The organism is Cypionkella sp. (genome assembly GCF_036782355.1).
Lineage (GTDB): Bacteria > Pseudomonadota > Alphaproteobacteria > Rhodobacterales > Rhodobacteraceae > Cypionkella.
Genome location: NZ_DAIPZF010000048.1, coordinates 1 through 20,728, shown reverse-complemented (window position 1 = coordinate 20,728; position 20,728 = coordinate 1). Strand labels below are relative to the sequence as shown.

23 protein-coding genes and 1 pseudogene are annotated in these 20,728 nt (G+C 58.9%); 13 read left to right on the top strand and 11 right to left on the bottom strand.

Annotation, left to right across the window (positions count from 1 at the left end; all coding sequences use genetic code 11):
- From V7Q10_RS14395 to V7Q10_RS14385, 3 genes are all read right to left on the bottom strand, one after another.
- Window positions 1-637 (bottom strand): FAD-dependent monooxygenase (locus tag V7Q10_RS14395; protein ID WP_333869827.1); only part of this gene is annotated, 637 nt, incomplete at its 3' end.
- A 66-nt stretch (window positions 638-703) separates the two neighbouring features.
- The gene (locus V7Q10_RS14390; RefSeq protein ID WP_333869826.1) at window positions 704-946 is read right to left on the bottom strand and encodes a hypothetical protein; all 243 of its coding nucleotides are present in this window, start codon (window positions 944-946) and stop codon (window positions 704-706) included.
- A gap of 72 nt (window positions 947-1,018) precedes the next feature.
- A complete protein-coding gene (locus V7Q10_RS14385) occupies window positions 1,019-1,663 on the bottom strand; it encodes a pyrimidine 5'-nucleotidase (protein WP_333869828.1) in 645 nt (214 codons plus the stop codon).
- 93 nt (window positions 1,664-1,756) lie between these two features.
- Here V7Q10_RS14385 and V7Q10_RS14380 point away from each other — a divergent pair, with 93 nt between their 5' ends.
- Window positions 1,757-2,392, top strand: a complete 636-nt coding sequence (locus V7Q10_RS14380; RefSeq protein WP_333869825.1) for a GntR family transcriptional regulator — start codon at window positions 1,757-1,759, stop codon at window positions 2,390-2,392.
- On the opposite strand, the pseudogene V7Q10_RS14375 reads toward V7Q10_RS14380, so the two are convergent.
- Window positions 2,389-3,027: pseudogene (locus V7Q10_RS14375) on the bottom strand (glycosyltransferase family 2 protein); the annotation flags it as partial. The gene V7Q10_RS14380 and the pseudogene V7Q10_RS14375 overlap by 4 nt on opposite strands.
- Before the next feature lie 134 nt (window positions 3,028-3,161).
- Between V7Q10_RS14375 and V7Q10_RS14370 the strand changes: the two are divergent.
- The 8 genes from V7Q10_RS14370 (at window position 3,162) to V7Q10_RS14335 (ending at window position 8,944) form a co-directional block, all read left to right on the top strand.
- A complete protein-coding gene (locus tag V7Q10_RS14370) occupies window positions 3,162-4,361 on the top strand; it encodes a tyrosine-type recombinase/integrase (RefSeq protein WP_333869823.1) in 1,200 nt (399 codons plus the stop codon).
- 76 nt (window positions 4,362-4,437) lie between these two features.
- On the top strand, window positions 4,438-5,091 hold the full coding sequence (locus V7Q10_RS14365; RefSeq protein ID WP_333869822.1) for a hypothetical protein: 654 nt from the start codon (window positions 4,438-4,440) through the stop codon (window positions 5,089-5,091).
- A 63-nt stretch (window positions 5,092-5,154) separates the two neighbouring features.
- Window positions 5,155-5,337 carry a helix-turn-helix transcriptional regulator gene (locus tag V7Q10_RS14360; protein ID WP_333869821.1) on the top strand — a complete coding sequence of 61 codons (183 nt, stop codon included), beginning with the start codon at window positions 5,155-5,157 and terminating at the stop codon, window positions 5,335-5,337.
- Window position 5,338: 1 nt separating this feature from the next.
- On the top strand, window positions 5,339-5,734 hold the full coding sequence (locus V7Q10_RS14355) for a winged helix domain-containing protein (RefSeq protein ID WP_333869820.1): 396 nt from the start codon (window positions 5,339-5,341) through the stop codon (window positions 5,732-5,734).
- Complete coding sequence (locus V7Q10_RS14350) at window positions 5,731-6,606, top strand: DUF7146 domain-containing protein (RefSeq protein ID WP_333869819.1); 876 nt, start codon at window positions 5,731-5,733, stop codon at window positions 6,604-6,606. Before V7Q10_RS14355 ends, V7Q10_RS14350 begins: the two co-directional genes overlap by 4 nt.
- Window positions 6,603-8,099 carry a YfjI family protein gene (locus tag V7Q10_RS14345; protein ID WP_333869818.1) on the top strand — a complete coding sequence of 499 codons (1,497 nt, stop codon included), beginning with the start codon at window positions 6,603-6,605 and terminating at the stop codon, window positions 8,097-8,099. Before V7Q10_RS14350 ends, V7Q10_RS14345 begins: the two co-directional genes overlap by 4 nt.
- Window positions 8,089-8,511, top strand: a complete 423-nt coding sequence (locus V7Q10_RS14340) for a hypothetical protein (RefSeq protein WP_333869817.1) — start codon at window positions 8,089-8,091, stop codon at window positions 8,509-8,511. The genes V7Q10_RS14345 and V7Q10_RS14340 overlap by 11 nt, the downstream gene beginning before the upstream one ends.
- Window positions 8,471-8,944 carry a helix-turn-helix transcriptional regulator gene (locus V7Q10_RS14335; RefSeq protein ID WP_333869816.1) on the top strand — a complete coding sequence of 158 codons (474 nt, stop codon included), beginning with the start codon at window positions 8,471-8,473 and terminating at the stop codon, window positions 8,942-8,944. The genes V7Q10_RS14340 and V7Q10_RS14335 overlap by 41 nt, the downstream gene beginning before the upstream one ends.
- A 162-nt stretch (window positions 8,945-9,106) precedes the next feature.
- Here V7Q10_RS14335 and V7Q10_RS14330 read toward each other — a convergent pair whose 3' ends face one another.
- The 6 genes from V7Q10_RS14330 to V7Q10_RS14305 all read right to left on the bottom strand — a co-directional run bounded on the left by V7Q10_RS14330 (window position 9,107) and on the right by V7Q10_RS14305 (window position 14,835).
- The gene (locus V7Q10_RS14330; protein ID WP_333869815.1) at window positions 9,107-9,937 is read right to left on the bottom strand and encodes an IclR family transcriptional regulator; all 831 of its coding nucleotides are present in this window, start codon (window positions 9,935-9,937) and stop codon (window positions 9,107-9,109) included.
- Entirely contained in the window at window positions 9,934-11,811 is a 1,878-nt protein-coding gene (locus tag V7Q10_RS14325) for a TRAP transporter large permease (RefSeq protein WP_333869814.1), read from the bottom strand. The genes V7Q10_RS14330 and V7Q10_RS14325 overlap by 4 nt, the downstream gene beginning before the upstream one ends.
- Window positions 11,808-12,344, bottom strand: coding sequence for a TRAP transporter small permease subunit (locus V7Q10_RS14320; protein WP_333869813.1), 537 nt, complete (start codon window positions 12,342-12,344; stop codon window positions 11,808-11,810). The genes V7Q10_RS14325 and V7Q10_RS14320 overlap by 4 nt, the downstream gene beginning before the upstream one ends.
- A 91-nt stretch (window positions 12,345-12,435) precedes the next feature.
- Window positions 12,436-12,846 (bottom strand): VOC family protein, encoded by a 411-nt coding sequence (locus tag V7Q10_RS14315; RefSeq protein WP_333869812.1) that lies wholly within the window; start codon window positions 12,844-12,846, stop codon window positions 12,436-12,438.
- A 31-nt stretch (window positions 12,847-12,877) separates the two neighbouring features.
- Entirely contained in the window at window positions 12,878-13,648 is a 771-nt protein-coding gene (locus tag V7Q10_RS14310; protein ID WP_333869811.1) for an SDR family NAD(P)-dependent oxidoreductase, read from the bottom strand.
- Between the two features lie 98 nt (window positions 13,649-13,746).
- Window positions 13,747-14,835: a TRAP transporter substrate-binding protein gene (locus tag V7Q10_RS14305; protein ID WP_333869810.1), complete on the bottom strand. Its 1,089-nt coding sequence runs from the start codon at window positions 14,833-14,835 to the stop codon at window positions 13,747-13,749.
- Window positions 14,836-15,125: 290 nt separating this feature from the next.
- Here V7Q10_RS14305 and V7Q10_RS14300 point away from each other — a divergent pair, with 290 nt between their 5' ends.
- From V7Q10_RS14300 to paaH, 4 genes are read left to right on the top strand one after another with little or no spacing between them, the layout of a single operon-like run.
- A complete protein-coding gene (locus tag V7Q10_RS14300; protein ID WP_333869809.1) occupies window positions 15,126-15,971 on the top strand; it encodes an FAS1-like dehydratase domain-containing protein in 846 nt (281 codons plus the stop codon).
- A complete protein-coding gene (locus tag V7Q10_RS14295) occupies window positions 15,968-17,170 on the top strand; it encodes a CaiB/BaiF CoA transferase family protein (protein ID WP_333869808.1) in 1,203 nt (400 codons plus the stop codon). The genes V7Q10_RS14300 and V7Q10_RS14295 overlap by 4 nt, the downstream gene beginning before the upstream one ends.
- Window positions 17,154-17,963, top strand: a complete 810-nt coding sequence (locus tag V7Q10_RS14290; RefSeq protein ID WP_333869806.1) for an SDR family NAD(P)-dependent oxidoreductase — start codon at window positions 17,154-17,156, stop codon at window positions 17,961-17,963. Before V7Q10_RS14295 ends, V7Q10_RS14290 begins: the two co-directional genes overlap by 17 nt.
- A gap of 54 nt (window positions 17,964-18,017) precedes the next feature.
- Window positions 18,018-19,571 carry a 3-hydroxyacyl-CoA dehydrogenase PaaH gene (gene paaH, locus V7Q10_RS14285; RefSeq protein ID WP_333869805.1) on the top strand — a complete coding sequence of 518 codons (1,554 nt, stop codon included), beginning with the start codon at window positions 18,018-18,020 and terminating at the stop codon, window positions 19,569-19,571.
- 22 nt (window positions 19,572-19,593) lie between these two features.
- On the opposite strand, the gene V7Q10_RS14280 is transcribed toward paaH, so the two are convergent.
- Complete coding sequence (locus V7Q10_RS14280; protein WP_333869804.1) at window positions 19,594-20,304, bottom strand: IclR family transcriptional regulator domain-containing protein; 711 nt, start codon at window positions 20,302-20,304, stop codon at window positions 19,594-19,596.
- Window positions 20,305-20,728 lie beyond the last annotated feature (424 nt).

The following is a 20,728-nucleotide window of genomic DNA, read 5'->3' as shown; positions in this document are numbered from 1 at the left end:
AGCGGTGAATTTCGGTCGAAACATTGTGATGCGGGATCGGGTGGCGCAGGGCAAAGACCACGGCCTTTTGCCCGTAGCGCGTTGTTTTCACGGAAATTCCCAAAGCCTCGCGCATGGGCGAGCCACGCCCATCTGCGGCAATCAACAGTTTGGCCGCAATTTTTTGCCCATCCGACAGGGTCACCAGCGCCTCTGCCTCGCGGGTGAGCAGGCGGGTGGTGGCAAGACCGGGCAGAAACCGCACATTTGGCAGCTCGGCCAGCCGCGCCACCATTTCGCGCCGCAAAAGCCAGTTCGGCAGGTTCCAGCCAAAGGGCAGATCGGAAATTTCGCTGGCGTCAAAATCTTTGATCACCCGCGGCACCGGATCGACACCGCCCGCGTCGATGATCCGCATGATTTGCAGCGGGGCGGCATAGGGCAAAAGCCGCGACCACAGGCCAGCCTCTTGCAGCACCTTGACCGAGGGTTGCAAAAACGCGGTGGTGCGCAGATCGGCGCCCTCTGCCTCGGCCGAGGTGACGGGGGGGCTGGGATCAACGCAGATCACCTCAAAGCCCGCCGATCCAAAGGCCGCAGCAGCCGTCAGGCCCGCCACGCCGCCGCCAGAAATCAAAATCTCGGTGCTGATGCGCATGGCTTTTCCCCTTTTGCCTAATTTAGCGCGGCAGTGGCGGAAAGCGAAGCGACAAAGCGTCTCGGGTCAGGGCCAGGTGATCGCAATGAAAAACACAAACATCAGCGGCACCAGCGCAAGATAGGTCATCACCAGCGCGGCAAGGCCAAAGGTTTTGATCGCCAGCACCAAGGCGGTCACAACAATCGCCAGCAGATAATAGAGGATGGTGACATCCTGTCCAATCGCCCGCGACAAGCTGCCCAACACCGGGGTGCGGGACAAAATACGGTCAAAACGGGTGGCGCCTGCATCTGCAATCATGCTCATGGGTCTCTCCTCGAAAGCTACGGCAGAGATACAGCTTTGGGCGCTGATTTCGACGCGGTCAGGTGTCGCAGCTTAGGTCAATTTAGCTAAAAACAGGGCTAAATCGGAGGTATGGTGGTCAATATGTCGCGCCTTCAGCGGTTTGGGGGCGACATGAACCGTGCGCATGCCAAGCGCATGCGGCACTGCAAGATTGCGCGGATCGTCTTCAAACATCGTGGCGGTGCTTGGGTCCAAACCGTCTTGCGCAAAGATGCGGGCAAAGGCTGCGGCCTCGGGTTTGGGCAGAAAATCGGCATCCTCGACGCCGTAAACCGCGTCAAACAGCCCGTCGAGCCCCCGCGCTTCAAGCACGCGGTGGGCATAGGGCACGCAGGCGTTGGTATAGACAATCTTGCGGCCGGGCAGGGCGCGGATCTGGGCGGCAAGGCTGGCATCGCGCGGAAGCAGCGAAAAATCAATGTCATGCACATCGCGCAGATAGGGCGCGGGATCGACGTTATGTTCGCGCATCAGCCCGGCCAGCGTGGTGCCGTAGCTGTCCCAATAGTGCTGGCGCAGCCGATCAGCTTCGGTCTTGCCGACGCCAAGTGCTTGCATCACCCAGGCGGTCATTCGCACCTCGATCTGGTCGAAAAGCCGAAATTCCGGCGGATAAAGCGTGTTATCCAGATCAAAGACCCAAGCCGTAACATGTGAGAAGTGCTGTTTTATCATGGCGCTGTGGTAGCGCGAAGTCGCGCGCGCGGCAATCCGCTTGATCCTGCGCGCGGGCTGGGTACTGTGCGACATATCAAGGAGAACTTCGCCGTGCAGAAAGACGCCTATACGCTGATCCTGGAATCCATCGAAGCTGGCACCTATAAGCCAGGCGACCGGCTGGTTGAAAGTGAATTGGCCGATGCCATGGGGGTGTCGCGCACGCCGGTGCGCGAGGCACTGCAACGGCTGGAAACCCAAGGCATGTTGACCCGCGATGGCCGCAGTTTGATCGTGGCCTCGCTTGATCATAACCAATTGGCCGATCTTTACGCGGTGCGCACCGAACTCGAGGGGCTGGCCGCACGGTTGGCGGCACGCCACGCCTCGGATGAAGAAATTCGGGTGTTGCGCGGCATGGTTGAGGATGACCGCAGCCTGCTTGGCGGCGATCCGCGTGCGCTCAGTCGCGCCAACAAACGCTTTCACCGCTTGATTCACTTGGCCAGCCATAACCGGTTTTTGGTGCAGCAACTGGATCTGGTGCATCGCTCGATGGCGCTGATGGCCACGACAACCTTTGCGGCGGCAGGGCGCGATGGGGTGGCGCTGGATGAGCATGACCAAATCGTGCGTGCCATCGAGGCGCATGATGGCGAGGCCGCCTATCAGGCGCTGAAATCACATATCTCGAAAGCCTTCGAGACCCGGCTTCGGGTCGATGCGGGTGAATTGCAGACACGCTAAACGTCATAAAGCCCGTGTCGGGTTTTCTCCCAGTAAAACGGCTTGTTCAACAGCTCCCATAAGGCGCGATAGGCCGCCAGCGTGGCCAGCGGTTGATAGGCAATCAGGGTCAGCGCCCACAACGGACTGAGCCGATGGCGGGTTTTACGCATTGCCTTGATATCAAAATAGATAAAAATAAGCGCGCTAGAGATCATCAGCCCTGTCGCCACAAACCGCAGCAGCGGCGGCAGATCGGTAGCCAGCGGATGCTGTAAGCCAAGCGCAAAGCCCCAGAAGCTCCAGATCAGCGGAGCCAACAGGCATTGCAGGATATTGGCCAGAAATTGCGCCTGAAAGCCGATAAACCGCTTTGCCCCAAGCTGGCGCCACAGCAGAGCCGGATCGCGCATATGGGTGATATAGGTCATCATATAGCCCTTGATCCAGCGCGAGCGTTGCTTGATCCAGGCATAGCCATGGCAGTTTGCCTCCTCATAGGTGGTGGTGTCGATCAGCTCGGTCCGGTAGCCGTGTCGGTAAAGCCTTAGGCCCAGATCAGCGTCCTCGGTGACATTTTGCGCATCCCATCCGCCCAAAGCCTCGAGTGCAGCGCGGCGAAAGAACAGCGTGGTGCCACCCAGCGGAACCAACAACTTGTTTTTAAATGTTTTTAGCTGTCCACCCGTGATAGCATCCACCTTTGTAGCAAGGCTCAAGCTGTCCTGAGCCGTCTTGTGTCGTCCGAGGGTATCCACTAAACAAGGGTGGATATTTAGGGGGATCCAAAATGCGGGCAACAAACAGGCTGACGGCTGGGTTTCTCAGGTCGCCCCCGGTGGGCAAGCATTGCGATGGGCGCGGGCTGTGGCTGGTGGTGCGTGAGGATGGTGGCGCGCAATGGGTGCTGCGTGTAACCGTTCACGGGCGGCGGCGGGAAATGGGCTTGGGGGGCTTCCCAGCGCTCGGGCTGGCCGAAGCCCGTAAGGTGGCCCAGCGCTGGCGTGACGTGGCGGCGGCTGGCCGTGACCCGATAAAGGAACGCGAAGCCGAAGCGCGTGCAGCGCGGCGCGAGGATATATCGCTGGCCGTTCTCACGGCTGACGCTTTCGAGGCCCGCAAGGCTGAACTGAAAGGTGACGGCACGGCGGGGCGGTGGCTTTCGCCCCTTAACATTCACGTTCTGCCCAAGCTGGGCCGCGTGCCGGTGACCGATCTTGACCAGCGTGACATTCGTGATTGTCTCGCGCCGATTTGGCATGACAAGGCCGACACGGCACGCAAGGCGCTCAACCGGCTTTCCATCATTCTGCGCCATGCGGCGGCGCTGGGCCTCGACGTTGATTTACAGGCAACCGAAAAGGCCAAGGCGCTTTTAGGTAAGTCGCGGCATGTGCCGAAGAACATTCCAGCAATGGCTTGGGCCGATGTGCCAGACTTCTATGCTAGTCTCGAAGAGCCGACGCTGACGCATCTTGGCATGCGCTTGCTTATTTTGAACCCCGGCGCTCGCTCGAAGCCCTTGCGCCATATCCGGCTCGACCAGATCGACGGTGACGTTTGGACTGTGCCCGGCGAAGATATGAAGGGCCGAAAAGGTAAGACGCCAGATTATCGCGTGCCGCTGTCGCGTGAGGCCATGCGCGTTATTGATCTGGCGCGCCCACACGCCCGAGACGGTTTCCTTTTTCCGAGCGTTAGCAAGGGCGTGATATCCGATGTGACGCTTTCCCGGTATATGGCTCGACGCGGCTTAACGGCCCGTCCGCATGGATTCAGGGCGAGCCTGCGCACATGGCTATCCGAGGTGACGCCGGACGCTCCGCATGAAGTCGCCGAGTCAATGATTGCACATGTGACCGATGGCAGTCAGGTGCGCGCCTATAGGCGCACGGATTTTCTGGAACAACGGCGCGTTCTGGCCGAACGCTGGGCTGACCATGTGACCGGCGGCTCTGGCAAGGTGGTGAAGCTGGCGGGGGCGGGATGATGGCTCGGGGCAAAACCGACAAAACCGCCGAAAGACCCGCCGCTATTCTCGCTAATCCTGCTAATCGAGGTGGATAATGGCTGCGAAAGGAAGGGCCAATGCTGGGCAAAGACGCAAGCCGCGCGGGCCTACTGTCGACCCGAAAGCGCTAAGGCAATTGAAAGAAGATATAGTTGATCGTGAACTTTTGCAGCTTGCGTTTCGATTGGAGATATTTGAGGCCCTGCGCAAGAATCGCGAGTTAAACACGCCCTTCATTGCGCTGGAGGCGCTAGGCGCTTTTGCGGGGGCGAAAGCTGCTGGCCGCACTGAAAAAGACTTGCAAAGCTGCTGGCCGGAAGAGTGGGGCACCGAAACCATCACTGTGCCTTTGTCTCTTCTTCTGGCGCTTCGCGACGGATGGAGCGACTACAAGTTTGCGCCCCCCGGGAAGAGCCTGGGCGAAGCTTTGAAAATCGAAGGTGGAGGGCAAGGCCGCCCGCCAATGAGAGAACGGCTTAAAACAATCGACCGAGATAGGGCATTGGCGAACGCTGTGGAGAGCAGATATTTTCAGATTGAAGGTGCGCCAGACTCAATGTCGCTAGAGGATGTGTTTTCTGAGGTGGCTGAAGCGCACGGTCTTAGCGTCGAAACGGTCAAGAAAGCTCATAGCTTACATAAACACGCCATCCGCCAAAAGCTTGATTATTTTGGGATTTTAAAGGGGGTAAAAACTTCGCGAAGCTAAGCCGCTCATTAGAGAGGGCATGACAAGCCAAATTTGGACCACCTGAAACAAGGACGGTGCAAAATGCAAACCTATCTGACCTTAACCGAACTGCGCGCCAAGCTGGGCAATCGCTCACGCTCTGCAATCTATCTCGACGTTAAAGCGGGCCGACTGCCCCAGCCGATAAAGCTGGGTGGTCGCGTCTATTGGCCCGAGGGCGACGTTGACACGCATCTGCGCGCAATCACTGAAAAGGCCGCTTGAGATGGAAGGCGGGCAAAAAGAAAACCCCGGCGCGCGGGCAACGCAACCGGGGCAGGGTGGCCGCTATGTGACTGCGGCGGGCTCCCGGAAAATAGCACGGCGCAAGGCCAAGGGCCAGCGCGGCGCGGCCTATCGCGTCACCCCCGATCTGGGCGACGACCCGTTTGATATTGACGTTGCGGGCCGCAATGCCTGGGCGCTCAACGGGCTGATCGGGGCCGCTGGCATCACCCCGATGCAAGAGCCAACTGGGCCGAGGTGGAGCGCCCACGTTTTCGCCCTTCGCGCCATGGGTGTGCCGATCGACACAATCACCGAACACCATGAAGGGCCGTTCCCCGGCTGGCATGGGCGCTATGTGCTGCGCGCTCGGGTGGTGAAAGGGGGTGCGGCATGAGCGATGCACGCACCAGCACCGAACACATGGGCGGGCGCTGGCATGGCCGCTATGGCACCGCGCCTTGCCCTGTCTGTCAGCCCGAGGGCCGTAAAGGGCAAGGCGCTCTAACCCTGGGCGATGGTCGGGGCGGGCTTCTGGCGCATTGCAAGAAATCGCATTGCGACTTTCGCGCCATTCTGGAGGCGGCGGGTATCATGCCTGGCGAGTATCGCGCGCCCGATCCGTCGGTGATTGCCCAGCGCGAGGTGGAGCGGCGGGCTAAGGCCGAGAAGCGGGCACAACAAGCTTTCGGTATCTGGTGGGGAGCCCAGCCCATCGAGGGCACGGCGGCGGAAACCTACCTGCGCGGGCGGGGCATCACCTGCCCCTTGCCCGATACCCTGAGGTTCCTTCCCGAATGCTGGCACGGGGCAACGGCGCGGCGGCACTCGGCTATGGTGGCGCGGATCGACGGGGCCGAGGGCTTTGCGGTGCATCGCACCTACCTGCGCCCCGATGGTAAGGGCAAGGCTGACCTTGAACCCGCAAAGGCCATGCTCGGGGCCGTCACTGGCGGCGCTGTGCGCCTCTCTGAAGGGCCTGGGTCGCTTGTGGTGTCGGAGGGGCTAGAGACGGCGCTTAGCCTTGCAAGCGGGCTTCTGCGCGCCCCTGTGACCACATGGGCGGCGCTGAGCGCCTCGGGCATGGCCGGGCTGCGCCTGCCCCGTGATCTGGGGCGGCTGACCATCGCCCCCGATGGCGATGCACCGGGCCGCAAGGCGGCGCATGACCTTGCCGAAAGGGCGCACGCGCTGGGCTGGCAGGTTTCCATGCTCGACCCTGGCGATGGGCTTGATTGGAACGACCGTTTGCGGGGGTGGGCAGCATGAACGCGCCTAAACCCATTCCCTTCACGCCCGAAGGCCCGCAACCCCTTCTGCGCGAGATTGTCCCCAGCGGTGCATATCCCGTGGTCGCGCTCGGGCCTCTGCGCGCGGCTGTGGAGTCGGTGCAAGGCATGACGCAAGCCCCGGTGGCCATTCCGGCGGCATCGGCGCTGGCGGTGGCATCGCTGGCGGTGCAGGGCTTTGCCAATGTCGAAACCTTGGGCGGGCCGCGCCCAGTATCGCTTTACGCTCTCACCATCGCCCGATCTGGCGAGCGCAAGAGCGCCTGCGATGCACCCCTTATGGCGGCGCTGCGCGACCATGAGCGCGAGCAATCAAGAGCCCAGCGCGAAGCGCTGCAAAGCTGGGAAAACGCGCACGCGCTCTGGACGGCGGAGCGCAAGCGCATCCTGAGCGGTGGCAAGGGCAAAGGCAAAGATAAGCAGGCGGCCACCCAAGCCGATCTGGCCGCGCTTGGGCCTGAGCCGCAAAGGCCACCATTGGCGGATCGAACCGTGACCGAACCGACCTTTGAGGGGCTGACCCGGCTGTTCGTGGAGGGGCAACCGTCCCTTGCTTTGTTCTCCGATGAAGGCGGGCAATTCCTTGGCGGGCACGCGATGAGTAGCGACAACCGGCAAAAGACGCTGGCCGCGTTCAACGACCTTTGGCAAGGCAACCCGATCCGGCGCACCCGCTCTGGCGATGGGCACGGCACGCTTTATTGCAAGCGGCTGGCCATTCACTTGATGGTGCAGCCGGGTGTGGCGCGCGCCTTCATGGCTGACCCGCTGGCTGCTGATACGGGCTTTCTGCCCCGTTTCCTGATCTGTGAGCCCCCAAGCACAATCGGCACGCGGATGCAGGCGAGCGCCCGGCGCGATGACATGGCGCTGGCGGGCTTTTCGGGGCGGCTGCGCGCCATTCTCGAAACGCCCATGCCGATGGAGCCGGAAACCCGCGAACTTGAGCCGCGCACCCTGCAACTAAGCCCCGATGCACGGGTGCTTCTGGTGCAATTCTCGGATGCAACCGAGGCGGCACAAGCCCCTAGCGGCGACCTGGCGCATACCACCGGCGCGGCAAGCAAGGCGGCGGAGCAAGCCGCTCGCATTGCGGGTGTGCTGACGCTCTGGGCCGATCTGGAGGCCGCGACGGTGGCAGAAGCCGAGATGATGGACGCAATCGAACTGGCGCACTTCTATCTGAACGAGGCATCGCGGCTGGCTAGCGCGGCGGTGGTTTCGGCGGAGATAGACCGGGCCGAGAACTTGCGGCGGTGGCTTCTGGAAAGCTGGCCGCACCCCGATGTGGTGGCATCGGAGGTGGTACAGCGCGGGCCGAACGCGCTACGCGAAAGGCCGAGGGCAAAGGCGGCGCTGGCCGTCCTGGAGGCGCACGGGTGGCTTGTGCCGCTTGAGCCCGGGACGGCGGTGCGCGGCAAGGCCCGCAAAGAAGCCTGGTACATCGTGAAGGCGGCGGGCGATGTGGTTTGATGTTCAAGCCGCACGGGCCGCTCTGGAGGGGGGCAGGTTGCCCCCTTCACCCCCGCCTGAGCCGATTAGCAAAATAGCGGAAATAGCAGCCGACCTGGCTGAGATTGAAAAAACCGCACCCATGCCCGAGGCAATCGAAGCGGTATGGCAAGCCGCGCTGGCGGCTGTAGCGAAGGTGCGGGCTGAGCGCGAAGCCTGGTATCGCCTTAACCTTCACGGGCAAGGACCCTCTGATGATGACGCGGCTTATCTCGCCCATATCAAAGCGCATGGGGCCGCCACCTATGGCGTGACGGCACGGGCGCTGGGCTGGGGTGCAACGCGGGCCTGGCAGACTGAGGCCTGGCTGCGCGAGGCCGGGCTTCTGGTGTATGATGACGGCGGTAAGGCGAGGGCGCATGACTGGCTCTGAACTAAAGATGCTGCGATTGGCGCGCGGCCTGTCACGCGCCGCTCTGGCCGCTGAGGCGGGGATGCACCCGGATTCCGTGAAATATTGGGAGACGAAGGCGCAAGTTAACCTTCGCGGCTGTGCACCCGCGCGGATTGTGAAAGCGCTGGGCTGGGAGGCCCCTCGGCTCGTTGAGGTGGGGAATTTTCCGACTAAATTGCGCGCGCGTCATGGGCTCTTAGCATTTACGAAGGGCACTTCGGGCAAATGCGGCGCGAGAACCCGTAAGGGCACGCCATGCCGGTGCAAGCCGATTCCTGGCAAGAAGCGCTGCAAGCTTCATGGCGGGCTCTCGACCGGCCCTAAGACGCCCGAAGGCCGCGAACGCATAGCAGAGGCACAACTCAGGCGCTGGGCGGCTTGGCGAGCGGCGTTTGGCGGCGTCAGGGTATAAGCTATCAAGTTCCCGCTCTGGTTCCTTGAAAGATTAGATAAAAAAGGTGGGCTCAACAGATATAGCGATTTGTGGTGTTGCTCCAAAGCTTTACTCCCAAATCGTCAATGGAAACATTGAACTAGACCTTTCCAACCAAAACTTCGCGACAGAACCGGATGATTAACCGTTAATTTGCGATAGTCGATCTGCGGCCCCGCGCAGTGCTGAAATGACATCCTCTCGAGAGGCCTGTCGCGAGCTATCGATCCGTGGCAACATCGGCACAGTCAACGCAGCTATTGCATATCCATTTATATCAAGTACCGGGAATGAAATCGCATAGAGGCCTTCATATTGGCGACTTTGAAGCGCGGCATATCCTTTTACCGCGACTTCATGCACATCCTTTCTGAACGATTTGATCTCGGAATCCGCAAGCCCTTTTAGGGATTCACGCAACCGCAAATCCGCCGTGTCGCTGTCCTGAAAGGCTATCAAAACTCGACCAGAAGCTGATGGTGCCACAGCAATCTCAGAGCCCGTGCGCACCGAAAAGCCAAGCCCGCCAGGTGCGTCAACCGACGCCAGTACCGTTTGAGATCCAGCGTTATAGACACGCAGATCACAACCAAAATCTATCTCTCGAGAGATTTCCTCCATGATTGGCAGGGCCGCTGACAATAAACGGCGTACCGGAGGATGGACTTGTGACAATTTGTAAAGCTTGGTTGTAGGGCCGAATTTATCGGCATAATTTGCGATGTAGTTCCGTCGAACCAGTATGTTCAGCATACGGTACAACTCGCTCACGCTGCGATTGAGACGAGCGGAAATTTCTTTTTGGGTCAGCGCAGATTCGCTTTGGTGCAGCAGTTCGAGAATATCCAGCCCTTTTTCAAGGGCCGGCGCGGAATAATGGGGGGCATCCTTGACCGGCACCTCGTTCTTATTGGCTGCGCCCATATTTTGCTTTCCTTCTTTTGGCTCAAGTTGCAACTCGCGCCGCTTCAATTACCGTCCGGTATAGCCAGTCCGAGCGACGGCATCCCGATACCTCCTCCTAGGTTACCGCCTATTGTCAGACCCTCCAATGCTTTCATTGCATCTTGTTCGCTCATCACCGGTTCATGGTGCATGGATCCGATGAAGATATCAGGCATCGCAACTACCGATACGACCAAGACTAATTGGATAAAGACGAACGGTATACCACCCAAGTAAATATGTTTGGTCGATATCCCCTCGATCATCTTGTCGCTCATCTCATCTTTGTATGCCGAACTTGGTGCCACTGATCTCAAGAAGAATAGCGAGAACCCCAACGGGGGGGTCAGGAACGAAGTCTGAAGTGTGATAGCAATGACGAGGCCCAGCCAAAGTGGGTCAATCCCAAGCGTCTTCGCAGGTACAAGCAGCAGCGGTATCGCAATGAAAGCAATTTCAAAAAAGTCAAGAAACATGCCCAGGAAGAAGATGATCGCCACGGTGAAGACCATGAAGCCGGTCTGGCCGCCAGGGATCGAGACCAGAAGATGTTCAACCCAGAGATGGCCATTGATGCCAAAAAACGTAAGCGCAAAGACCCGCGCGCCAATCAGAATGAAAAGGATGAAGGCACAGAGCTTTGCAGTCGCAAAGGTGGCCTGCGTCAACAGAACCAAGCTGAACCGTTCGGGCCGCTTCTCGGTGAAACGCTTAACGATGGCTAGAAAAATGGACCCGACGGCTCCCATGGCTCCCGCCTCGACCGGGGTGGCCAAACCGATAAAGATCGTCCCGAGAACAAGAAAGATCAGAAGCACGGGCGGCACCAGAACAAAGGCCACTTTTTCGGCCATCTGCGAAATCAGCCGCGGTCTCGAACCCCGTACCGAAGCACCGTGCAGCGCGATATAGCCAAAAACCGAAGCCGCAACCAATGCAAGCTGAGTAAGAAACGCGTTCTCTAGCTGGAACCATGCGAGCAAGACACAGGCAACAGCAATGACGCTGCCTACGACTAGTGCCGCAGACCCCAGCAGTCTCGCAAAAAGTGTAATCGCCAACGCGACCACTGACAGACAGCAAAAGGTGAGGACCACTACGTCAATTGACTTATCGATTCCTGCGGCTCGCACGGTGAGCCAACCCAACAGACCTGATGCAGCAAACAGGACGAGGACTTGCCAGATGCCTCGACGCCCGTCCGGTTCAAAATACAACAAAGCCTCAGGTGGCAGCGCCGGTACGTAAGATGGGCGCAGCTTGCTCACGATCAGGATGAAAATAACAAAGCTTAAAGTGAGCAGAAACGACGGCAGAAAGGCGACCGCATACATATCGCCAACCGATGTTTTCATCTGGTCCGCAAGAACGATCAGGATGGTCGATGGCGGGAGGATCTGGGCGAGCGTTCCCGATGCCATAATGGTGCCGGAGGCAATGCGACGATCATAGCCATAACGCATCATTATCGGCAGCGAAATCAGCCCCATGGCAATCACCGAAGCAGCCACCACTCCCGTCGTCGCGGCAAGCAGCATACCAACAAAGATCACCGCATAGGCAACGCCCCCCGGAACCGATCCGAAAAACTGGCCAAAGGTCTCCAGCAAGTCTTCGGCCATTCCCGACCGTTGAAGCACGATCCCCATGAAGGTGAAAAAGGGCACCGCCAGCAGAACCTCGTTGGCCATGATGGAAAAGACGCGATCTGGCAGAGCGCTCAGCAGGTTCCAGTTCAGCGAAATGGTGTCAGACGCATAGGGTGACAGCTCCACTGCCAGCAGGAAAAACACCAGCCCGTTTGCTGCCAGTGAAAAACTGACCGGATAGCCCAAGAGCAGCATTCCGACCAAGGTCAGGAACATAATCGGGGCCAGATTTGAGGCAAGCAGCTCGATCATTGCGACACATTTTCCCGTGCTGGGGCATATAAATCCCGGAGGCGGAAGGCACCCTTTATCAACTCGGAGAGCCATTGCAGGCCGAGTTGCAGGAAGCCGAGAAAGATCAGTCCCTTGGCGGGCCATAACAGCAATCCGCCTTCATTGGGCGAGGCATCGCCAGACAGAAATGCCTTCCAGAAGTAGGACGCGGACAGCCAAATCATCACCGCTACGAAGGGGAAGAGAAAGAAAAGGTGACCGAATATATCAATGATTTCACGGGTGCGCTTGCTGAAGCGTGACGACAGCACATCGATCCTGACATGCTCGTTGTCTTGCAGCGTCCATGCGCCACAGAGCATAAAGACCGCGCCGAACAGATACCATTGCAGTTCAAGCCAGCCATTCGACGTGATGCCAAACATATGGCGGGAGAGGGCATTGAGTGTCGAGACAAGGATATCGACGACGATTGCCCAAGCAGCGGCCTTGCCGATCCATCTGTTCACATCGTCGATCGCCCGGCTCAATCGGAGTAAGAAATTCTTCATGCCGCCTCCCACATAGGTCTCGCGCCGATCTCTTGAACTGGATCGACGCAAACTTCATTTCTGACTCTCGGCCAGACCCCTCCCAAGGTGCTCACTTATAGTTGATCTGATGCACCTCAATGATCGTGCCTTCGGGGTCTTGGAAAAAGACCTGATACCAACCGGCCATCGCCCAGACCCCATAGTCGGCAAAAGGCACGTTATTGTCAGTGAGATGCTTCTTGAAGGCTTCGATGTCATCCGTTCGAAAAGCGATGTGACCACGCTCCAATGGGTTCACCGGCTGTTTAGTGCGATAGCTGACGCCGAGATCGGTGGTCGCAAGGTGAAACTCGATGTTGCCATCGGTAGCGAATTCCACGCCACTATAGTAGCCCTTCGAAGTATCCTGCACGTGTTCGTCATCGTCGATGCCGCCGAGTTGCAAGATATTGCGATAGAACTCGTTCAGATGCGGCACATCTTTGCTGCACACGTTGATATGGTGAAGTTCCAACTTCATGGTGTTCTCCTGAAAATTGAGTAGGGATTGGTCAAAGAGGCATCCCGCCATCGACCATGAGGGTCGCGCCAGTGACGTAAGCGGCTTCGTCAGACGCAAGCCAGAGCAGCGGAAATGCCATTTCCTTTGGCTCCGCCCAACGTCCCAGAACGCAAGGGGGTTCGAAAGCGGCCAGTTCGTCGCGCGTGGAGCCGGCCTTTTCGGCACGCTGTACATGGAAGGGCGTAAACGTGTAGCCGGGGCAAATTGCATTCGCGCGTACACCATACTGCGCCTCTTCCCAGGCAAGGGTCCGGGTAAAGGCCAGAACCGCGGCCTTTGACGCGTCATAGGCCCCCATGCCTTTGCGGCCAAGAATTGCATGACACGACGAGACGTTGACAACACTGCCCTTTCCGCGCGCACGCATGCTGGGCAGCGCAGCGCGGGTGAGCGAAGCGTAGCTCAGCAGGTTGACGCGCAGAATGTCATCCCACATGTCCCAGGTCGCATCGGCCAAGGCGTCATAGCGGCGGATGCCGACATTGTTGATGACGATATCGATACCACCGAAAGCGGCCTTTGCCTGCTCCGCCGCCTCATAGGCCGCAGCCTCGACGCCAAGGTCGGCGGCAAAGGTTGCCACCTGAGCACCAGATACCACTGCACGCACGCGCTCGGCGGTCGCTGCCACAGCATCCTCGCTTAGGTCCACCAGCAGGACACTTGCACCTTCCTCACAGAAAATGCGGGCGGCTTCGCCTCCAATCCCGCCGCCACCACCAGAGATGATGGCGACTTTGCCTTTCAGACGATCTGTCATGTTCTATATCCGTGTCAGAGCTGAAAAATCTTGCAGCTTTCCTGCGGGATGCCCAGCATACCGCAGGAAAACACGTTCTATGTTTTCGGCTGGAGGTCTCAGAGCTGCGAACGCAGGCTCACCATCATCGAATCATAGCTCAGGTCCGAGATCTGCCACCAAGCATAGGCCTTGTTGCGATACTCGACGATGCTGTCGTAAAGGATCTTCCACTCGGGGTTGGTCGCGTTAAGGTCGGCATAGACCTCTTTCGAAGCTGCCAGCGCCGCCAGAAGGATTTCATCGCTCAACGGACGGAGTTGTGTCCCGCCCGCGATCAAACGCACCAGCGCATCGGGGTTACCGTAGTCATAACGGGTCACCACCTGATTTGCAGCCATCGCCGCTGCAGCGCGCAGGATCGCTTGATAGTTGGCAGGAAGCTCCGCCCATTTGTCCTTATTGATGAAGTAGTGAACAGCTGCCTGTCCCTCCCACCAGTTCCGGTAGTAATAGTAAGGGGCGACCTTCGAGAGGCCCATGCGCTCCTCGTCATACGGTCCAGTGAATTCGGCCGCGTCGATTGTGCCACGCTCAAGCGAAACATAAACGTCCGAACCGGGGATAGCCGTCGGGACGACGCCCATTTTCGCCATGATCGACCCCGGTAGCCCGCCGATGCGCATCTTGAGTCCCGAGAGATCGGCGACGGTGTTGATTTCTTTACGATACCAACCGCCCATCTGCGACGTCACGTTTCCGCCCGGCAGCGCGAAGATGCCATGCTTTGCGTAAAAGGTATTGAGAAGGTCGAGCCCGCCGCCCTGCATCTGCCAGGCATCCATCATTCGGGTGTTCAATCCGAAAGGCAGCAGCGTCCCCAGCGAAAACGCAGGGTCCTTGCCGTGATAGTACTGCGAGGCGGTATGACCCATCTCGACGGTTCCGTCGGCCACGGCATCCACGATCTGACCGCCAGCGACGATCTCGCCTGCCGCGAAAGGCTGGATGCGGAAGCGGCCATCGGTCATTTCTTCAACGTATTTCGCCATTCCGCTCGTCGCGACATAGAGCGCTTCGAATGAGGTCGGGAATGCCGACTGCAGCCTCCAAGTAATCTCGGGTGCCGATTGCGCAATTGCAGGCGCCGAGATGACCGACGCAGTCGCTCCGATGCCCATTGTTCCTAAGAATGTCCGCCGCTTCATCTGTCTTCCTCCCAGAAGTCCCATTGAGGTCAGTACGAGGAGGATATATTTTTTTCATATACAATGTCAATTATTTGTATGTGAGTAATTTTTGGCCCAGTCATTTCGGAACTCCCGGTGCAAAGTTCGGCGCTCCTTCCTTTCAATTTGTGGCAAATTTATATTTATAAATCAATATTATATCGCTTTTCCCCTCAAGCATACGCCCCCTTTCCAGCACTTTTCGGTAGTTTTGTTTGACATATGGTTTCAAAAGTTCATATATGATTTATCTCTTTGGGGGGAGATCGATGGAAACGCTCGGCGCTGAAACAGGAACTGTCACAACTCGAATCGATTCTTGCTCGCTTGCCGTTGCCCGGCGCGTGGCGGCGATGCTGGATATTGACCCGGATCTTCTTGCAGACAGACAGCCGCTGCCGCGGGGCTGGCAATTCCCGTTACTGGCTGGTGACACGCCCAGATCGCTGATGCGCGGCGATGGCTTTCCCGGCTTTGGCGTGCCGATGCCCGATCTGGGTTTGCCGCGCCTGATGCTGGCAGGGCGCAGCGTCACTTGGGCTGGGGACATCCACATCGGTGATGCCGTGGAACGCCGCAGCAAAGTGACCGAGATTACTGAAAAGACTGGTCCCACTGGCAGGATGGCACTCGTGTCTCTGCGGCACGAACTGCGTGCCTTGCCGCATGACGCCCCTGGATTGATAGAAACCCAGACCTACGCCCTCTTGCCTGCCGCGCAAAATGGCGTGAAGTCCTCGCGGACAAAGACCGCGCGCGATGCGCGCCCGCTTGAGGCACGCTGCCATCTGGTCACGCCCGATCAAACCCTTCTATTCCAGTATTCGGCGCTCGGCTTCAATTCACACAAGATCCATCTCGACCGCGACCATGCGCAAAAGGTCGAGGGCCTGCCGGATCTGGTGGTGAATGGCGGCCTGACGATGCTGCAGGTCACCGAATATCTGCGCCACGGTCTGGGGGTCTCACCAAAGCACCTCAAGGCAAGATATACCGCCCCCCTTTACTGCAACCGACCGATGACACTGCAGGCGCAACCCGCAGACTCCGGGTGGACCATCCGGGTGCTTGACGATGCCAACATCCTAGCCGCTGAATTCGAGGTCCAGTCATGAACTTCCAACCGCTCAAATCGATCCGGGTGCTGGACCTTACCAGCGTCGTCGTCGGACCCGCCGCAACATGGCGACTGGGGCAATACGGTGCCGAGATCATCAAGGTAGAAAGTCCCGACGGCGACCTGATGCGCGGGCTCGGAGGACAATCCCCGACAGGACAGCATTCGGGCACCTACCTGCATTTGAACCGAGGCAAGCGCAACATCTGCCTCGACCTCAAGACCGCAGGCGCGCAGCTGGTGATGCAACGCCTGATAGCACAGGCCGATGTGATCGTCGCAAACATGCGGCCCAAAGCATTGCAAAAGCTTGGAATCGACGCCGCGACTGTGCATCAGAAATACCCCGACAAGATCTATTGCCTGCTCACGGGCTTTGGCACCGACGGCCCCTATGGCGGCTTTCCCGCCTATGACAGCGTGGTTCAGGCGGCGGCCGGCATTCCCGGCCTGTCACTGGCCCGTGATGGCGTACCGCGCTATATGCCGCTGCTGATCTGCGATCATGTCGTCGGCGAAATAGCGGCGGGCGCCATCATGGCCGCCCTGCTGGAACGGCAATCAAGCGGGGGCCGCACGATCGAGATCCCGATGTTCGAAACCATGGCAGCCTTTGTGTTGCAGGAACATCTGGCACAACAGAGCTTTGTCCCGCCGGTCGGTCCGGCGGGCGATCGACGCCTGCTAAGCCCGCACAATATGCCGGTGCAGACCTCGGACGGTTTTGTCGCCGTCACGATCAACACGGATCAGCAGGTGCGCGCCTTCCTTCAGGTAACCGGTCGCGCCGCATGTGCCGATGACCCGCGCTTTGCAACCATTGCCGCCCGCGCTGATAACGTCGCCGCTTGGTTCGAACTGCGCGGCGCGGCGCTTACTTCGCACAGCACAGCCGAATGGCTCGACATCTTCCGCAAGGCCGATCTGGCCGCGATGCCGTGTCATACCCTCCAATCCCTGCCCGCAGACCCGCATCTGCAGGCGGTGGGTCTGATCGCGTACGAAGAGCATCCGACCGAAGGCCGCATTGCCGTGATCCGCTCTTCTCTGCGGGTGGATGGCGCGGATGTGCCAACTCGTTCGCCCGCAGCGCCCTGCGGCTGGGACACCCGCAGCGTGCTGAATGATTTGTGCTTTTCAACTGCCGAGACCGAAACACTTATTTTAGAAGGCTCTGCTCATGAACACCACCACTGACACCCGGACCGCCGCTCCGCGCTATCTCGACGGCAAGGTCTGTATCATCGTCGGCGCCGCCTCGCTGCGTGGCATCGGCTACGCCACGGCTGAACTGTTCTCGCGCCACGGCGCCAAACTAGTTGTCGTCGATCTGATGATGAATGATGAGGTCGCGGACAGCATTTCCGCGTCAATCCTCAAACATACCGGGGTAACGCCTGACCTAATCGGGCTTCGCTGCGACATCCAGAATCTCGATGATTGCCAGAGTGTCGTCCATGCGGCGCTTGCGCGCTTCGGCACTATCGACTGCCTTGTGAACACCGCGGCCGTGGTCAAATCCGATGGGCTTCTCTCGATCAGCGGGCGCGATCTGGAGCTGATTTTGAATGTGAATCTCAAAGGGGCGTTCAACATGTGCCAAAGTGTGCTGCGGGTCTTTGACGGTCTTGGCCGTGGCACCATAGTTAACATCGCCTCGGTCGCGGCTCAGCGTGGCGGCGGCCTGGTCGGCGGCGCGCATTATGCCGCATCAAAAGGTGGCGTGATCAGCCTGACGCGCAGCATTGCGCGCGAATTCGGGCCGAAGTCGATCCGCGCCAATGTGATATGCCCCTCGATGACCGAAACCGGCATGCTGGACGGCAACCTGACGGCGGCGCAATTCGCCCAGATTGTCGAAGGCATCCCGCTGAAACGCGCGGGCCGCGCCGAAGACATCGCCAATGCCTGCCTGTTTCTGGCCTCCGACATGTCGGCCTATATCACTGGCACGACACTGGACGTAAACGGCGGCAGCCATATTCATTGAAACACTTGTGGGAGGGGCCACGCCCTCCGACCCCCACTCGGGAGCAACCAAGCTATGACAGGACTTGCAAAAACCGATTGTGTCGCCGTGATTGGGGCTGGCGCAATGGGGGCGGGTATCGCACAGGTTGCCGCTGCCGCCGGACATCCGGTCCTGCTTTTCGACGCCCGCGCTGATGCGGCCAAGGCGGGGCGGGACGGCATTGTCGCAATCCTTGACCGGCTGGTAACCAAAGCCAAGATAAGCCCTGCAGAACGGGACGCAATCTCGAGTCGATTGACGGTCGCGACAGCGCTGGAAGATCTTCGCGACGCGCAACTTGTGATCGAAGCAATCGTCGAAAACCTTGAGGTGAAACGTGACCTCTTCAACCGGCTGGAATCCGTCGTTTCCCATGAGACCATTCTTGCGACCAATACGTCGTCGCTTTCGGTGACGGCCATTGCCTCCGGACTAAGGTTCCCTGAACGCTTCGCAGGGCTGCACTTCTTCAATCCTGCGCCGCTGATGCAACTGGTCGAGGTGATCTCCGGCCTTGCCTCTTCCAAGCAGGTTTTGCATCGCTTGCACGAGACCGTCCTGACATGGGGAAAGACGCCGGTTCATGCAACCTCTTCCCCCGGCTTCATAGTCAATCGCATTGCTCGGCCCTATTATGCCGAGGCGCTGCGCCTTTATGAAGAACAAGTCGCAAGTCCACAAACGATCGACGCGATCCTGCGCAGTTCGGGTGGCTTCCGCATGGGTCCTTTTGAACTCATGGACCTCATCGGCCATGATGTGAATTTTGCCGTTACCCGCTCTGTCTTCGAAGCTTTCTTTGGTGACCCCCGCTATCGTCCTTCACTGGTGCAAAAAGAACTGGTCGCGGCGGGTTGGTTGGGTCGCAAATCTGGCAGAGGTTTTTATCATTATACGGAAGGCGCTGTTCGGCCGGAACCAGCGACAGCGCCGCAATACCCAGCCCCTACGCAGGTGACGATTGAAGGAGATTTGGGACCAGCCGAACCTTTGGTCAACTGCATCGAAGAAAAGGGAATTTCGGTCGTACGTCAAACAGGGACGGGCCTGATACGCGTTGCTGAAACAAGTCTTCGCCTCACGGATGGACACAGCGCCACAGCGCTTGTATCAGAAGGCGCCCCTCCTAATTTGGTTCTGTTTGATCTCGCAAAGGATTTTGCGACTGCAACACGAGTTGCAATTGCGCAGGCCGCCAATGCCGCACCTGAGGCAATTGCAGCAGCGATAGGTCTGTTCCAGATTCTTGGCAAACAGGTATCCGTGGTTGAAGACAGCCCAGGCCTAATTGTGTTCAGAACGGTAGCGATGTTGGCCAACGAAGCCATGGAAGCGGTACTGACTGGCGTTGCAACACCCGACGACATCGATCGCGCATTGCGGCTGGGGATGAATTTCCCAGACGGTCCGCTTACTTGGGCAGACAGGATTGGCGGGGGCCTTATCCTTGCTGGGCTTGACGCTATCCACGCAGAAACGGGCGACCCGCGCTATCGCGCGTCGCTTCGGTTGCGCCAGCGTGTCACCTCGGGACGGACACTTGCCGACCCGTCCCACCAGAGCCGAGGCGTAACTGTCTGGGTTTAAGGGTTTCCGGAAGTACCAATAGCTATCGCAGCAATGGCGCAAGGCTGCTTTGCAGTGACAGCAGATCAGCCAAATAGGCGGATTGCATGCCTTCAGTACTTTGATGAAAGGCGCTGGCGCCGATGTTCAGCGCCGCCACCGTCTGGCGATGAGCATTGCGGATTGGCACGGCGATGGAACGCAGGCCGATTTCAACTTCTTGGTCGATCAGCGCAAAGCCCTGCGCTTTGACCCGTGCCAGTTCATTCAGAATGGCCTCGGGGTCAGTGCGGGTCATCGGGGTGCGTGCGGGCAAAGCCTGTCGCAGCAGGATCGCGCGCGCCTCTGCCTCAGGCATAGCGGCCAGCAGCACGCGGCCCATAGAGGTGCAATAGGCAGGCAACCGCGACCCCGGCATCAGGCCGATCGACATCACCTTGCGCTGCGCCGCCCGCGCCACATAGACGATCTCTTCCCCGTCAAGGATCGAAACCGACGAACTTTGCCCAATGCACTCGGACAGATCATCCAGCAGCGGCTGCACGATCTGCGGCAGCGGCATCGTCGCCAGACAAGCGGTGCCAAGCCGCAGGATCCTGGGGCGCAGCGTGAAAAACTTTCCGTCATATTCCGCATAGCCGTGGCGGGCCAGCGTCAGCAGGCAGCGCCGCGCCGTGGCACGGTCCAGCCCACTTGCGACAGAGACCTCGGCGATGGACTGGCGCGGGCGCTCGGCGGTGAAGGTCTCGATCACCTGAAGCCCACCTCAGCGTTCGGCGAGGCTCGCCTGACTTATGACGTTGGTCAATGGGTGTCAGCGCACCGTTGTACGTGAAGTGGCAAACCTACTGCTGGTAGTTGACAGTAAAACCACGACACATGAATTTCGCACCAGAGTAACCTACCCAAAGTGCCGTATGGTGGGCAACAACACATACAGAGTTATCTGAACTAGTATTAGCTGTAATATAGGCAATCCGAAGAGAATTTGCTCGCCCGCGTTGACGCTCTGGCCGAGGGGCGAAAGAGCCTTAAGCGAAACCCCTAGGGGGTATAATTGGGGGGATATAAAGTTAAAACAAAATATAAAGTAAAACAAAAACAATGTCTTGATTTATTTTAATGGTGCCACCCAGCGGAATCGCCAGCCCCAAGCGCGCCAGTCCGGGCAGAAACAG